The 15,130-nt window shown below is 63.9% G+C and carries 12 protein-coding genes; 3 read left to right on the top strand and 9 right to left on the bottom strand.

Annotation, left to right across the window (positions count from 1 at the left end; translation table 11 throughout):
- Positions 1-37 precede the first annotated feature (37 nt).
- The gene (gene xylF, locus AC0969_RS11720; RefSeq protein ID WP_479624321.1) at positions 38-1,075 is read right to left on the bottom strand and encodes a D-xylose ABC transporter substrate-binding protein; all 1,038 of its coding nucleotides are present in this window, start codon (positions 1,073-1,075) and stop codon (positions 38-40) included.
- Positions 1,076-1,320: 245 nt separating this feature from the next.
- On the opposite strand from xylF, the gene AC0969_RS11725 reads away from it, so the two are divergent.
- Complete coding sequence (locus AC0969_RS11725) at positions 1,321-2,541, top strand: MFS transporter (RefSeq protein ID WP_479624322.1); 1,221 nt, start codon at positions 1,321-1,323, stop codon at positions 2,539-2,541.
- Positions 2,542-2,554: 13 nt separating this feature from the next.
- On the opposite strand, the gene AC0969_RS11730 is transcribed toward AC0969_RS11725, so the two are convergent.
- Positions 2,555-2,929 carry a hypothetical protein gene (locus tag AC0969_RS11730; RefSeq protein WP_479624323.1) on the bottom strand — a complete coding sequence of 125 codons (375 nt, stop codon included), beginning with the start codon at positions 2,927-2,929 and terminating at the stop codon, positions 2,555-2,557.
- A 119-nt stretch (positions 2,930-3,048) separates the two neighbouring features.
- Between AC0969_RS11730 and AC0969_RS11735 the strand changes: the two genes are divergently transcribed.
- The gene (locus AC0969_RS11735; RefSeq protein WP_479624324.1) at positions 3,049-3,684 is read left to right on the top strand and encodes a glutathione S-transferase family protein; all 636 of its coding nucleotides are present in this window, start codon (positions 3,049-3,051) and stop codon (positions 3,682-3,684) included.
- Here the strand turns inward: AC0969_RS11735 and AC0969_RS11740 are convergent.
- From AC0969_RS11740 to glnK, 4 genes are all read right to left on the bottom strand, one after another.
- Positions 3,681-4,439 carry a YoaK family protein gene (locus AC0969_RS11740; RefSeq protein WP_479624325.1) on the bottom strand — a complete coding sequence of 253 codons (759 nt, stop codon included), beginning with the start codon at positions 4,437-4,439 and terminating at the stop codon, positions 3,681-3,683. The genes AC0969_RS11735 and AC0969_RS11740 overlap by 4 nt on opposite strands.
- 72 nt (positions 4,440-4,511) lie before the next feature.
- Positions 4,512-5,411, bottom strand: a complete 900-nt coding sequence (locus tag AC0969_RS11745; RefSeq protein ID WP_479624326.1) for an SMP-30/gluconolactonase/LRE family protein — start codon at positions 5,409-5,411, stop codon at positions 4,512-4,514.
- Between the two features lie 198 nt (positions 5,412-5,609).
- Complete coding sequence (locus AC0969_RS11750; protein WP_479624327.1) at positions 5,610-7,169, bottom strand: ammonium transporter; 1,560 nt, start codon at positions 7,167-7,169, stop codon at positions 5,610-5,612.
- Between the two features lie 36 nt (positions 7,170-7,205).
- Positions 7,206-7,544: a P-II family nitrogen regulator gene (gene glnK / locus AC0969_RS11755; protein WP_315227029.1), complete on the bottom strand. Its 339-nt coding sequence runs from the start codon at positions 7,542-7,544 to the stop codon at positions 7,206-7,208.
- Between the two features lie 277 nt (positions 7,545-7,821).
- Between glnK and AC0969_RS11760 the strand changes: the two genes are divergently transcribed.
- The gene (locus AC0969_RS11760) at positions 7,822-9,354 is read left to right on the top strand and encodes a YifB family Mg chelatase-like AAA ATPase (RefSeq protein ID WP_479624328.1); all 1,533 of its coding nucleotides are present in this window, start codon (positions 7,822-7,824) and stop codon (positions 9,352-9,354) included.
- 127 nt (positions 9,355-9,481) lie between these two features.
- On the opposite strand, the gene AC0969_RS11765 is transcribed toward AC0969_RS11760, so the two are convergent.
- From AC0969_RS11765 to AC0969_RS11775, 3 genes are read right to left on the bottom strand one after another with little or no spacing between them, the layout of a single operon-like run.
- On the bottom strand, positions 9,482-11,791 hold the full coding sequence (locus AC0969_RS11765) for an ATP-binding protein (RefSeq protein ID WP_479624329.1): 2,310 nt from the start codon (positions 11,789-11,791) through the stop codon (positions 9,482-9,484).
- Positions 11,788-12,891, bottom strand: a complete 1,104-nt coding sequence (locus AC0969_RS11770; RefSeq protein WP_479624330.1) for an ABC transporter substrate-binding protein — start codon at positions 12,889-12,891, stop codon at positions 11,788-11,790. The genes AC0969_RS11765 and AC0969_RS11770 overlap by 4 nt, the downstream gene beginning before the upstream one ends.
- Positions 12,888-15,128, bottom strand: coding sequence for a GGDEF/EAL domain-containing response regulator (locus tag AC0969_RS11775; RefSeq protein WP_479624331.1), 2,241 nt, complete (start codon positions 15,126-15,128; stop codon positions 12,888-12,890). The genes AC0969_RS11770 and AC0969_RS11775 overlap by 4 nt, the downstream gene beginning before the upstream one ends.
- Positions 15,129-15,130 lie beyond the last annotated feature (2 nt).

The following is a 15,130-nucleotide window of genomic DNA, read 5'->3' on the forward strand; positions in this document are numbered from 1 at the left end:
TCGGGGGAGGGTTGGGGTGGGGGCAAGGATGTCCGTATTACTTACAAGCCGCCGGAGCCGTAGCTGCCGCCACGCCCTTGCACAGCTCTTCCTTCTTGATCCACGCCGCTTTCACCACCACGTCGAGGTTGTCGCGGGTGATGGCCACCGGGGCCAGGAAGTGCGAGTCCAGCGCAATTTTTTTGTCGCCACCGTTCCAGCTCACCGCACCGGTCACCTTTTTGCCATTGCCCAAAGCCACGGCGGCGCTGGCGGCTTCGCGGCCCAGGTCGCGGGCATCCTTCCACACCGACACGGTTTGCGAGCCCTGCGCCACACGGTTCAGTGCGGCGAAATCGCCGTCCTGGCCGGAGACGGGAATGCCCTTGATGCCCTTGCTGGTGAGCGCGGCCACCACGCCACCGGCGGTGCCGTCGTTCGATGCCACCACAGCATCCACCTTGCCGCCGTTTTTGGTCAGGATCTGCTCCATGTTCTTCTGCGCGACTTCGGGCTTCCAGCCGTCGGTGTATTCCTCGCCGACGATCTTGATGGTGCCGGATTTGACAGCGGCATCGATGATTTCCTGCTGGCCTTCGCGCAGGAAGTTGGCGTTCGGGTCGGTGGGCGAGCCCTTGATCATCACGTAGTTGCCCTTGGGCTGGGCCTTGAACACGGCGCGGGCCTGCATGCGGCCGACCTCTTTGTTGTCGAAGGTGATGTAGAACACGCCGGGCGCTTCGATCAGGCGGTCATAGGCCACCACGGGCACTTTTTGCTTGGTGGCCTTGTTCACGGCGGGCAGGATGGCGTCTTTGTCCATCGCCAGCACGATCAGCACTTTGGCGCCCTTGGCCATCAGGCCCTCAATGTCGCCCAGCTGCTTTTCGGGCGAGCCACCGGCATCGGCGCTGATGTACTTGGCGCCCAGCTTTTCCAGCTGCGCCTTGATGGCCGCCTCGTCGGTTTTCCAGCGTTCCTCCTGGAAGTTGGACCAGCTCACCCCCACCGTCATTTGCGCCAACGTGGCGGTGCTGACGGTGCCCAGGGCGGCCAGGGCCAGAACGGACAGGGTTTTCTTGAATGTATTTTTCATGCTTGTCTCCAATAACGTGAAAGAACAAACTTTCATAAGCCGGGGTGCGCGGCATCCCGGCCTGAAAGTTAGGTGCCTGCTTAAGGCGGGTCTAGGAAGGCGCGTGCAGCGTATGCCGGTAGTTAGTTCGACTTCCGGACGAACTATCTAACATTTTCAGAATTGTCTTATTAGGACTTGCCCTAGGTGTCTGGGCGGGCGGTTACGCTCGGGCTTTTCCGCTTGCTTACACCCACAGGATGTCCATGCCTTATTTACCCACCCGCCGTGCCGTAGCGGTGTTTACGGTGCTGGCCTCGGCGTATTTGCTGTCGGCACTGGTGCGCGGTGTCACGGGCACGCTGGCACCGGTGTTAACGCGGGACTTCGCGCTGACTTCGGCCCAACTGGGCTTGCTGGCGGGGGGCTATTTTTTAGGCTTTGCCTGCATGCAGCTGCCGCTGGGCCATTGGCTAGACCGCTACGGCCCACAAAAAGTGCAGCTGTGGCTGCTGGGCCTGGCGGTGCTGGGCTGCCTGGCCTTTGCGCTGGCCGATGGCTTTGCCACCCTGCTGCTGGCCCGCGTGCTCAGCGGCATTGGCCTGTGCGCCTGCCTGATGGCCCCGCTCACTGGCTACCGCCGCTGGCTGGCCCCCGACCTGCAAATGCGCGCCAATGCCTGGATGCTGATGGTCGGCGCGCTGGGCCTGCTGCTGGCCACGCTGCCGGTGCAGTGGGCGCTGCCGCTGCTCGGTTGGCGGCTGATTTTTGGCCTGCTGGCACTGCTACTGGCCGCCGCCATGCTGGCCATCCGCTGGCAGTTGCCGCGCTGGGAAGCCCCCGCACCGCACGCCAAAGTGTCGCTGCGCGCAAGCTACCGGCCGATCTTCAGGCACCCGCATTTTCAGCGCATGCTGCCGCTGGGGTTGGTCAACTACGGCGGGCTGGTGGCCGTGCAAACCCTGTGGGCCGGGCCGTGGATGACGCAGGTGGTGGGCTACACGCCCTTGCAGGCCGCCAGCGGTTTGTTTGGCATCAACCTCACCATGCTAGTGGTGTTTTGGCTGTGGGGCAGCGTCAGCCCGGTGCTGGAGCGGCGCGGCATGCAGGCGGTACGCATGATGGTCTGGGGCATGCCGCTGGGCATTCTGGCGCTGGCGGGCATTGCCTGGCTGGGTGCGGCGGCGGGTTGGCCTGCATTTGCCGTGTTTTGTGCGCTGTCGAGCTTTTTGGCGCTGTCGCAGCCGTCGATCGGCCTGGCCTTTCCGGTCCACGAGGCAGGCCGAGCGATGTCGGCCTTCAACCTGCTGATTTTTCTGGGCACGTTTATCTGCCAATGGAGCATTGGCCTGGGCATCGACGCACTGGTGGCCCGGCAAGTACCTCAGCCGCTGGCGTTCCAGATCGTGCTGGGAATGCTGGCCGCTTGCAGCACGCTGGCCTACCTGTGGTTTGCGCTGACCGGGCGCAGAAAAATAGGGGTCTGACCCCTATTTATTTCTATGCCATCGCGTTAGCGACGCGGGTGTAAAAGGCCATGTCGTGCTGGTACTGGGTGGTGGAGATTTGCTTGTTGATGTGCTGGGTGGTCAGGTTGTCCATCACCTTGCGGACCTGGGCCTGCTGGCTGTCGCTGCTGGTGGCGCTCTCGTACGGATTGCGCTTTTGGATCAGGTCCATCGCCCGGCTGGACAAAGACACGCTGGCCTGGGACTGGGCCAGAAGGTCTTTGGCAGCCTGGGAAATAGTCACCGTATCCGATGTGCTGGCAGCGCTGCTGACAACGGCCGCCGGAGCAGCGACTGCCGACCGGGTCGAACCCACGCTGGCCGGGTAAGCAATGGCCGACAGCATACGACTGGCTTGGATGTTCATAGAGGCTCCCGGTGGTGCGTGCATACACGGCTGCACACCTGGGTAACAATACCGGGACTGTCGTTTTCCAATGCGCCGATAAGCAGGCGAAAACACCCCTCTTTCCACCGGAGATGCCCATGCCCCCGTACCAGCTTTATTGTTTCGCCCAGTCGGGCAATGCCTACAAAGTGGCGCTGACCTTGCAGCTCGCCGGGGTCGATTGGTCGCCCCAGTTTGTGGATTTTTTTGGCGGCGAAACCCGCACCCCCGCCTACCGCGCCATCAACGCGATGGGCGAGGTACCGGTGCTGGCGCACGGTGACCTGCGGCTCAGCCAGTCGGGCGTGATCCTGGACTATCTGGCCGGGCAGTTTCCGCAGTTCGGCCCAGCCAATGAAGACGAGCGCCGCGAAATCTTGCGCTGGACGCTGTTCGACAACCACAAACTGACCAGCAACATCGCCACGCTGCGCTTTCAGCTGCTGTTTGCCAAGACCGGGGAAACGCCCGTCACCGCCTTTCTGCGCGGACGCATGGTGGCGGCACTGAAGATTCTGGAGCAGCACCTGACTGGCCGCACCTATGTGGTGGCCGAGCGCCTGACCACGGCCGACCTATCCCTCTGCGGCTACCTGTTCTGGCCCACGGAATACGGTGTGGACTGGGCCGACTACCCGGCGATAGGCGCATGGCTGCAACGCATCCAAAGCCAGCCGGACTGGGTCGCGCCCTACGATCTGATGCCAGGCCACCCCCGGCCGCAAGACGTTTAACTACCCCGCGCGGGGGTGCGCCGGGGCCGCACCAGATCGGCCACCAGCGGCGGCAGCGACAGGCCCAGCAACAGCAGCGCCATTGGCAGCACCCAGATAAAACCCACGTATTTGAAACCGGTAGCCCCCACCAGCCCACCCACCACAAAGGCGGCCAGCAGCGTGCCATACAGCCGCAGCTTGACGCGGTTGGCCCGCACCCGGGATGCCAACGGGCTGTCTTGCCGGTTCATGTAGAGCAACTTGCCCAGCTCGATGCCCAGGTCAGTGATCACGCCGGTCATGTGGGTGGTGCGGATCTGCGAGGCCGACAGCTTGGACACCACGGCGTTTTGCAGCCCCATCGTGAAGGCCAGCACCAGCACCGTGAGCGGCACGGCAAACGGGGTTTGCCGGTACAGCGTGGCCCCGATCAGGCCAAACACCAGCAGCAGCAAGGCCTCACACAGCAGCGGCAGCGCGTATTGGCTGCGCAGATGGTGCTGGCGCGCCCAGTTCACCAGCACCGCCGTGGTGGCCGCGCCGCCGGTAAATGCCAACAAGGTGCCCAGCGCGCCCAGCACCAGGGTGATGTTGCCCAGCACCAGGTTGTCGGCCAGCATGGAGGCAAAACCGGTCATGTGCGAGGTGTACATGCCGACCACCAAAAAGCCCCCGGCGTTGATAGCCCCCGCGTTGAACGCCAGCAAGCCGCCCAACAGCCGGTTGGTCGAAGCGGTGCGGTGCTGACTGCTCAGGTGGCGAAGACGGCGCATGGCTGTTAATTTATAAAAATAGGGCTCTAGCGCACATTCCACCTGCGCCAATAGCTATACAAAATATAGCAGTTAATCCTGGAAGAAGTTTACCGGCAAGCCCGGCACATCGACCCGCATGGACAGCACACAGCCCGACGCGGGCAGGGCCGCCAGCTCGGCCTCTGGGCGACCGTGGCGGCCGGTGGTGAGGTACAGGGTTTGCAGGTCGTCACCGCCAAAACAGGGCATGGTGGGGCAGCGGGCCGGCAGGGCGTAGGCGTTGAGCAGATCGCCTTCGGGCGAGAACTTACACAGGCGCTGGCCTTCAAATTGGGCGGAGTAGTAATTGCCCTGCACGTCTACCGCTGCACCGTCCGGGCGGCCACCGTAGCCGCCCATGCCGGGCTGCCAGCCTGCGGGCTTGGGGGCCATCAACAAAAATTCGCGGTACTCGGACAAGATATTGGCCTGGGCATTCCAGTCCCAGGCGTGGACGATGTGGTGCGGCGTGTCGGCCCAGTACAGGGTTTTGGCATCCGGCGACCAGGCCAGGCCGTTTCCGGTGATGGCGTTGCCCGCCATCATCTTCAGCGCGCCGCCGTCCAGGCAGTACAGCGCGGCATTGCGGGCATCGCGCGGCTCAAAAATGGTGCTGGCCCAGAAGCGGCCTTGCGGGTCGCATTTGCCATCGTTGAAGCGGGTGGTGGCCGGGTCATACGGCGCGGCGGCCAGCAGCGCCATTGCGCCACCCCACACGGGCGCGCGGTAGATGCCGTCGCGCAGCGCCACCACCAGACCGCCGCCGGTGGCCGGGGCGATGCAGCCGGGCTCGCTCGGCATGGCCCAGCGCTCCACCTCACCGCTGGCCACGTCCATGCGCTGCAGCAGTTTGCCGGGAACGTCGACCCAGTACAGACGTTTTTCCTGCGGATGCCAAAACGGCGATTCGCCCAGGGCGTTGGGTTCGGTGGTAACGGTGGTCCAGGTCATGTTCGGTGTCAATTTGGTTGCAATGCCCGTATTGTGAACGGGCAAAAAATGGCCCGCGCACATCGCTGTGGGCGGGCCTCCGAGGCAGAACGCTTGCTTTCTTCGCCAGGGATACCGCAGAACCGGCTTTGCCGGGCTGCTGGTATCGCCCCCTGCAAGGGGGGTGGCGAAAAGCGCTTGCGCTGTAGCCTGGGGGTGTTACCTGTTGTAAGCAGTCTCGCCATGCGAGCTGATGTCGAGGCCTTCGCGCTCTTCTTCTTCGGTGACGCGCAGGCCGATGGTCAGGTCCACAATTTTGTAAGCCACAAAAGACACCACGCCGGACCAGACGATGGTCAGCAGCACGGCCTTGGCCTGGATCCACACCTGTGCCGCCACCGAGTACGCGTCAGCGGGGGTCATGCCTACCGAAACCCAGTCAGCCACGGTGGACGGGCCACCCAGGCTAGGCGAATTGAACACGCCGGTTAGCAGCGCACCCACGATGCCGCCCACGCCGTGCACGCCAAACACGTCCAGCGAGTCGTCGGCACCCAGCATCTTCTTCAGGCCATGCACACCCCACAGGCAGGCGAAACCGGCGATGAAACCAATCACCAGGCCGCCGCCGATGCCAACGTTACCGGCTGCGGGCGTAATCGCCACCAAGCCTGCCACCGCACCGGATGCAGCACCCAGCATCGACGCCTTGCCGCGCATCAGCGCTTCGCCCACGCACCATGCCAGCACCGCAGCCGCAGTGGCCGCCAGGGTGTTGACGAAGGCCAGAGCGGCGTAGCCGTTGGCTTCCAGAGCGGAACCGGCGTTAAAGCCAAACCAGCCCACCCACAGCAGGGACGCGCCCACCATGGTCAGGGTCAGGCTGTGGGGGGCCATAGATTCTTTGCCGTAGCCCACGCGCTTGCCCAGCATGTAGGCACCGACCAAACCAGCCACAGCGGCGTTGATGTGCACTACCGTGCCGCCAGCGAAGTCCAGCGCGCCCCACTGCCAGATCAAACCGGCCTTGGCGGTCATGGCATCGGCCACTTCCTTGCTGGCGTAAGCGTCAGGGCCCATCCAGAACCACACCATGTGGGCCATAGGGGCGTAGCAGAAGGTGAACCACAGAGCCGAGAACAGCAACACGGCCGAGAACTTGATACGTTCGGCGAAAGCACCAACGATCAGGCAGCAGGTGATACCGGCGAACGTGGCCTGGAAGGCGGCGAACACGATTTCAGGAATATAGACACCCTTGCTGAACGTGGCCGCATTGGCAAACGTGCCCGCAGTGTTGTCCCACACGCCCTTCATGAACAGCCGGTCAAAGCCGCCAATGAACGCGTTGCCTTCGGTGAACGCCAGGCTGTAGCCGTAGATGAACCACAGCACCACGATCAGCGAGAACGTGACCATGACCTGCATCAGCACCGACAGCATGTTCTTGCTGCGCACCAGGCCGCCGTAGAACAGGGCCAGGCCGGGCACGGTCATCAAAATAACCAGCAGGGTGGAAACCATCATCCAGGCGGTGTCGCCCTTGTTGGGCACGGGGGCGGCAACGGGTGCAGCTTCGGCAGCAGCGGGTGCCACAACGGCAGCCGCAGGCGCGGCCTCGGCCGGCGCGGGTGCCGCGTCAGCGGGCTTGGCTTCGGCCGGAGCGGCTTCCACCACGGCGCTGGCAGCAGGTTCAGCGGCGGCGGTTTGCGCCTGGGCGAAACTTCCACCCCACAGGAGTCCTAGGCCCAAGGCCAGGGAGGCAATGATTTTTTTCATTTTTGACAAACTTTCAGATAAGACAAGGGGCGGTGCTTACAGCGCTTCTTTGCCGGTTTCGCCGGTACGGATACGGACAACCTGTTCCAGGTTGTAGACAAAAATCTTGCCGTCGCCGATCTTGCCGGTGCGGGCGGCACCTTCAACGGCTTCGATCACGCGGTCTACCAGCTCGTCGGCAATGGCAGCTTCAATCTTCACCTTGGGCAAGAAATCGACCACATACTCGGCACCACGGTACAGCTCGGTATGGCCCTTTTGGCGACCGAAGCCCTTGACTTCCGTCACGGTGATACCCTGCACACCAATGCTGGAGAGGGCTTCACGCACTTCGTCCAACTTAAAGGGTTTGATGATGGCGGTGACTAGTTTCATGGCTGCTCTTTCGGTAGGCTGTCGCAAAAATGGGCACCAAGGCGGGTGGCCTTGGGGCTCGGGCTGTTGCATGTGCTTCCCCTCTAAAAGGAGAACGGCGAACCGATTTAAGCAGGTTGCGTGCCAAATAAGTGTTACTTTGGTAACGCCTACCAGCAGCCCCTTTTTTCGGCCATGCACAGGTTTGGGCAGGTATTTATCGCACAAAAATGGTGCGCGCAGGTGGTTTACATGTTGAATCCCACCGTTGCGCACCGATATGGGGAGGCACGTTGTTATGGGCTTATGTTTGGTGCAAAGCCGGGCTTTGCTGGGCTTGGATGCCCCTGCGGTCACCGTCGAGGTGCATTTAACCAATGGCTTGCCCAGCTTCACGCTGGTCGGGTTGGCCGAGGTCGAGGTCAAAGAAGCCCGCGAACGGGTGCGCTCGGCGATCCAGAATTCGGGGCTGGAATTCCCCCACAACCAACGCATCACCGTCAACCTGGCCCCGGCCGACCTGCCCAAAGACTCGGGCCGGTTTGATTTGCCCATCGCCCTGGGCATCCTGGCCGCCAGCGGCCAGATCGACACCGCGCGGCTGGCCGGGCATGAATTTGCCGGTGAACTGTCGCTGTCGGGTGCGCTGCGCCCAGTGCGCGGCGCACTCGCCACCAGCCTGGCCTTGCACATCGCCCAAGTGCAAACCCGGCTGGTGCTGCCCCCCGGCAGTGCCGAAGAAGCCGCCCTGGTGCCCGGTGCCCAGGTGTTCTGCGCCCAGCACCTGCTTGACGTGGTGCAGCAGTTTCTGCCCCTGGATGGCAATGCACCCGAACCCACAGACGGCTGGACCCGGCAGACCGCCACCCCTTTGCCCGCCTCGGCCACCTACGCCGATCTGGCCGACGTCAAAGGCCAGGCCGGGGCCAAACGGGCGCTAGAAATCGCCGCAGCGGGCGGCCACAGCCTGCTGCTGGTCGGCCCACCCGGCTCGGGCAAGTCCATGCTGGCACAACGCTTTGCCGGCCTGCTGCCGCCCATGACCGTCATTGAAGCCCTGCAAAGCGCCGCCATCGCCAGCCTGGGCGGCTGCTTTGCACTGGAGCAGTGGGCCACCCGCCCCACCTGCAGCCCCCACCACACCGCCAGCGCTGTGGCTCTGGTGGGCGGCGGCTCGCCACCCCGACCTGGTGAAATATCGTTGGCGCACCACGGCGTGCTGTTTCTCGACGAGCTGCCCGAATTCCCCCGCGCCGCGCTTGAAGCATTGCGCGAACCACTGGAAACCGGCCGCATCACCATCGCCCGCGCCGCCCGCCGAGCCGAATTTCCGGCCCGCTTCCAGCTCATCGCCGCCATGAACCCCTGCCCCTGCGGCTACCTCGGCGCACGCCAACAAGCCTGCCGTTGCAGCCCGGACCAGGTGGCGCGCTACCAGGGCAAACTCAGCGGCCCGCTGATCGACCGCATCGACCTGCACATCGAAGTGCCCGCCCTCCCCGCCGAAGACCTGCTGCACGCCCCGCCCGGTGAATCCACCGCCGCCATCCGCGCCCGCTGCGCCACCGCCCGACAGCACGCCATAGACCGCCAAGGCAAAACCAACCAGGCACTACAAGGCCAAGAGATCGACCAATTCGCCGCCCTGGACCCCGCCGCCGCCAAGTTCCTGACCACCGCCGCCGCCAAACTCGGCTGGTCCGCACGCGGCGTACACCGGGCCCTGAAAGTGGCGCGGACGATTGCAGATTTAGAGGGTGCAGCCACCACGCAGAGTCACCATGTGGCGGAGGCGATGCAGTACCGGCGGGCCTTGCGGGCTACGGGCTGATGGCACAGCCAACCATGCACACTATTTACAGAAATGGGGGCAGCTAGGCAGCCACCAAAAATGCTACATATTTAATAGCTACTAGCGCATATTAAATAAGCGCCAGAGGCCTGTTTGATGCTGATTCTCATGCCAAGGGCATGGCCCCGCTGTGGTGCGGGGCGGTATCCGGCAGGCGCATTTCAAACGTCGTCCCCGCACCTTCCTGGCTGCGCACGGTGAGGCTGCCGCCCAGCACGTTGGTGACGGCATTGAAAGCGATGTGCAAGCCAAGGCCGGTGCCGCCCCGGCCCATTTTGGTAGTAACGAAGGGATCGAAGACGCGCTCCAGCAGCGCCGGCGGAATACCGCAGCCGTCGTCGGCCACGCGCAGCACCAGCGCGCCCTGGCCATCGCGCTCGCCGGTGATGCGCACGGTGCCCTGGGGGCGGCCCTCAAAACCGTGCAGCACGGCGTTATGGACCAGGTTGCCAATGGCCTGGCCCAACGCGCCGGGGTAGCTGTCCAGGCGCAGGCCGGTGGGCACATCGACCACGATGGTGTAGGGCGTGCGGGCGAAGCTGGGGCGCAGGCTGACAACCATTTCATCGACTACTTCGCGCAGCTCGAAAGGGCGGCGCTGGGAACTGGTTTGGTCTACCGCCACCTGCTTGAAGCTGGCGACCAGGTCGGCCGCACGGTGCAGGTTGCGGGCCGCAATGTCGGTGGCCTGTTCCGCGCTGTCCAGCAGGCTCTCCAGAGCACTGCGGCGCAGGCCCGCCTGCATGGCGGCGCGGAACTGGCGCACCTCGTCGGTGAGCGCGGTCACGGCCATCAGGCTGTTGCCCAGCGGGGTGTTGAGTTCGTGGGCCACGCCCGCCACCAGCCCGCCTAGGGCGGCCATTTTTTCCACCCGCACCAGCTCGCCCTGGGTTTCGCGCAGGTGGGCCACCACGCTGGAGAGTTCTTCGTTGGTAACCGCCAGGGCCTCGGTGCGGCGCTGCACGCGGGCTTCGAGTTCGGTGTTGAGTTCGCGCAGTTCGTTGCTGATGCGGCGCATATCGCCGATGTCGATGCTGGCCCAGATCATCAAGTGGGCGTCGCCAATCTGCACCTGGCGACCAAAGACTTGGCACAGCACCGGCTGGCCGTCGGCCCGGTACAGCGTTCCCTCGGTAGTCAGGCTACCGTCGACCATATGGACCATGGCGTTTTCGCGGGCCTCGCTGGACGGCAGCAGGCCAATGCCGATGCCGGTGCGGCCCAGCACATCTTCGCGCGCAAAGCCGTAGGCAGTGCACCAGGCCTGGTTCACGTCCAGCAGGGCAAAGGCGTGGTCGGCATCGGTGACCGACATGGGGATGGGCGAGGCGTTGAAGATGGCTTGCGACTTCAGCTCGCGCTCTTGCAGGCTGCTGGCCATTTTTTCGATATCGGCCGACAGCAGGTTGAACTCGGCAATCGGCCCCCGGGGCCAGGGGCCGCCCACAGCGCCCTGGGTGATTTGTCCGGCCCGCGCCACGATGCCGCGCAGCGGCCGCGTCAGCCACGAGGCCCAGAACGGCGCCATCAGCAGACCCACCAGCAGCGCCCCGGCAAACCCGGACACCACGCCCACCACCAACCCCCGGATGTCCTGGTTCTCCAGCGCGGCGGGCATGCCGCCCACGAAGTACCAGTCCAGGGCTTGGGAGCGGGCCACCGCCGGGTGGAAGCTGCGGCCATCGAATCTGAACAGCTCGGGCAGGGTCTCGAAGTTCAGCGCCGCCTGCATCAGCGGCCAGTTCAGCACATTGGCGGCACCCACGTGCCGCCCGCCATCGGTATCGGCCACGATTTCGCCGGTGCTATCTACCAGCCAGACGGATGCGGTGCGCTGGCCCGCCGCCAGCTGAAAGGTATCTAGCAAATACGATAGCGGCACCTCGGCCAGCAGCAACCGGTCACGGCCCACCGGGTAGGCCAGGCCGACGGTAACGGCCCCCGACAGAGCCGACAAAAATTTATCGCCCCAGACCATCTGGCGCGACTCCAGCACCGCCCGGAACAGCGGGCTGGCCGACAGGTCGCTGCCCAACAGATCGGTACGGCTCAAGCGCAACGCGGGCTGCACGCCTGCCGCCAGCACCGTGCCGTCGTTGGCTACCAAGTAGATGGCACGGATGGCTTTGCCGTCCCAGGCGGCGCGCTCCATCATGGCGGTGGACTGCACCAGGTCCATGCCCTCCATCGCTTCGCTCAGCAGCTCCATGCGGCCCTCCAGCGAGCCCAGCAAGACTTCCACGCGGTCGGCGATTTCATTCGTGTCACGCACCACCGTGTCTTTGTTGGTGCGTTCGATCTGCGGAATACGCACCAGCAAAATGCTGCTGCCCACGATGGCGAACGTGACCAGAATCGTCACCACCAGCAGAGCCGCCAGGTAGCTGCGCAAACGCCAGATGCGCAAATGGTTCATGGCAGCAACACAAACTTGCCACCCCGGACTTCGGTGAAAAACACCTTGCGCGGGGTATCGCCGAAACGGTCGAACTGGATGCTTTGTTGCAGCCCCTGGAAGGGCCCGTGCTGGAGGATGCTGTCTTTCAAGGACTGGCCCTTCTGCTGCAACGCCAGCGCCTGGCACAGCACATAGGTAGCGTCGTACGACAGCACCGCACTAAAGCCCGGCTCCCGCGCAAACCGTGCCAAAAATGCCTGGCGGAAGTTGCGGTAGCGTTCGGAGGGGTCATCCCGGTTGAAGGCCTGCGCAATCAGCAGCCCCTCTACCGAGCGCCCGCCTAGCTCCAAAAGTAATTCGGTAGAGGCTCTTTCTGCGGCGCTCTTGGGCATCTGCGGTGCCAATTTTTCGGCCTGCTGGGCCAGGCGGGCCACATCAACCGCACTGCCGATAAACAGCAGGCCCTGCGGCGCACCGGCCAGCATCTGCCGGACCACGTTGCCAAAGCCCGTACTGGCATCGGATGCGAACGCCACGGCGACCACCACCTCCCCCCCCAACGCGGCATAGGCGGCCTTGAAAGCGTTCAGCCAAGATAGAGAGTAACTGGCGTTGCGGGTGTCATAGGCCAGGGCCAGGCGGTGCTGGCCGCGCTGGTACAGCAAGTGCGCGTACTCGCTGGCGTTGTCCTGCGTGGTGCGGTTGATGCGGATCAAGAAATCATCCTTACCCGCAAAATCCAGCGATGTCACGGTGGGGCTGACCATCACGATACCCGCCTGGTTGATCACCGGCAGCACCACCGTCGCAACCGCACTGCTAAAGGGCCCCACCACCGCATCGACATGCGCCGCCACCAGCGCCTGGACGGCCACTTGCGATTTGACCGGGTCCATGCCGTCGTCCTTCACCAGAATTTCGACCATGCGGCCACGGATGCCACCGGCCTGGTTGCGCTGCTCCACCGCCAGCATCATGCCGTTGCGACCATCCTCGCCGGTGTCGGAAGTCCGGTCCGACAGGCTGCCGATAAAGCCCAGCTGGATCGGTTTTGCCGGACCACAGCCCGCCAACACACAGACCAGCACCAGGGCGGTCCGCCAGGGCCATCGGTTCACGCAGAGGTTCCACAGCGTTGCGCCAGCCACGGCCCCAGGTCTTCGATCAGCATGGGCTTGGCGTACAGGTAGCCCTGCGCTTCATCGCAGCCTAATTTGCGCAAGATATCGGCCTGGGCCTCGGTTTCTACCCCTTCGGCCAGCACCTGCATGCCCAGCTGGTGGCCCAGCGGCACGATCATTTCGGCGATGCGTGCGCCCAGGCGGCCGGAGTCGAGCGACATCACAAAGGCGCGGTCGATCTTGAGCCGGTCGGCGGGCAGGCGGTCCAGGTACGACAGCGATGAAAACCCGGTGCCGAAGTCGTCAATCGCCACCGCAATGCCGCGCGCTTTGATCTGCCGCAGCAGGGCCGCCACCCGCTCCATGCCCATCACGGCCACCGACTCGGTGATCTCCAGCTCCAGGCTCTCGGGTGGCATACCACTGTCGCGCAGGGCCTCGTCCACCATGTCCAAAAACTGCGGCTGGGAAAACTGCACCGATGAGACGTTGACCGCCACCCGGATGTCCAGCGCCTTGCCCTGGTGGCGCAGGGTGGCCATGGCGTGCAGAGCCGAGCGCAGCACCCAGGCCCCCATGGTGACAATCAAACCTGACTGCTCGGCCACCGGGATAAAGCGGTCGGGTGGTACGAACTTGCCGTCATCGGTGCGCCAGCGTAGCAGCGCCTCGACCCCAATCGGCCGTCCATCGCGCAAATCCACCTGGGGCTGGTACACCACAAACATGTGTTCGCAGTCAAACGCGCGCTGTAAGCCATGCAGCATGCGGGTGCGCTCGCGGGTGATAGTGCCGATCTCGGCCGAATAGTAGGCGCTGCGCCCCTGGCCCAATTCTTTGGCGCGCTTGAGGGCAATGGATGCGTCTTTCAGCAGCTCCAGCCCGCTGCCAGAGGTTTCGTCGCAGCGTACAAAACCCATGCACACCGACACCGGGCGCTGCACGTTCTCGATCTCAAACGGCTGCTCAAACACGTGGTGCAGCACCTCGGGGTTGACGCTGGACTCCAGGCCAAACAGGCCGAAGATATCCCCCGCCACCCGGGCCAGATAACCGCCGCCGGTGTACCCCGCACCCAACCGCTGGGCAATGGCCGCCAACAATTTGTCTCCATAGCCGTGGCCAAACATGTCGTTGGTTTCGGCAAACTGGTCTACATCCATCAGGCCAATAGCGTGCCCGGCCATGCTGCCACCGGCCACCGCATCGTCCAGGTGCTGGATGAAGGCGGTGCGGTTGGGCAGACCCAGCATACGGTCGACAAAAGCATAGTTGCGCAACCGGGCTACCAGCTCGACATTGGCAGCGCACAGGGCAATATTGGTGCAAAAAACCTCCAGCAAATGCATGTCTACATCGCGCAGCGGGGCGGCTGCGTACACAAAAGCGGCAAAGTCCCCGCCCTCGCGGCCCGGAAAAAACAAGGTCACGCTGTGCGTTGCCAGCAGGTTGCGGCGCTCCGCCAGGCACTGGGTCAGGCTGGCGGCGATATGCGGGTCTTCAATCTCGGTGACACGTCGCTGCATCAGATAGGCCAAGCGCCCAGCGGCCGCGATCACCACACATTCGGCGGCACTCTGCGCCCCCATGCCAGGGAAACTGCTGTAAGCGCACACCAGACCTTCCGGCTCAATGCCCACCAGACTCGCAATTTGCGTAATAACGCCTTCGGCAAAGTTCTGCAAGCCCGGTTCGGCAATGAACTGGTTGCTGGCGGCCACAATTTGCTCCAACCCCCGGCGGCTGGCATCCAGGCGACGCAACTGGTCATACGAGCGGATGGCCGTGGTCAGCGTGGTGTACAGCTTGGTGCGGGTCAGCTCGCTTTTGGTTTTGTAGTCGTTGATATCAAAGCGGCGGATGGTGTCGATCTCGGGTGCCTGGCCCGGCTGGCCGGTGCGCAAAATGATGCGCACATTGGCCAAGCCCAGTTCACCCCGGATGGCCCCCACGGTGACCAGCCCGGCATTGTCGGTTTCCATCACCACGTCGAGCAGGATCACGGCGATGTCACGTTCGTGGCGCAACAAGGCCAGTGCCTCGGCGGCCGAATGGGCGTGGAGCAGCTGCAAACCACGGCCGTCAATCTCCAGCCCGCGCAAGCCATAGGTGGTGCTTTCATGCACACCGGGATCGTCGTCCACCACCAGAATCCGCCACGGCTCTCGCACAGCCACCACCAGTGGTGGCGCCGAAGCGCCGTCTATGAACTCAAGCAGATCTTCGTCATTCATGG

It is taken from the genome of Rhodoferax sp. LB1P47 (genome assembly GCF_056521445.1).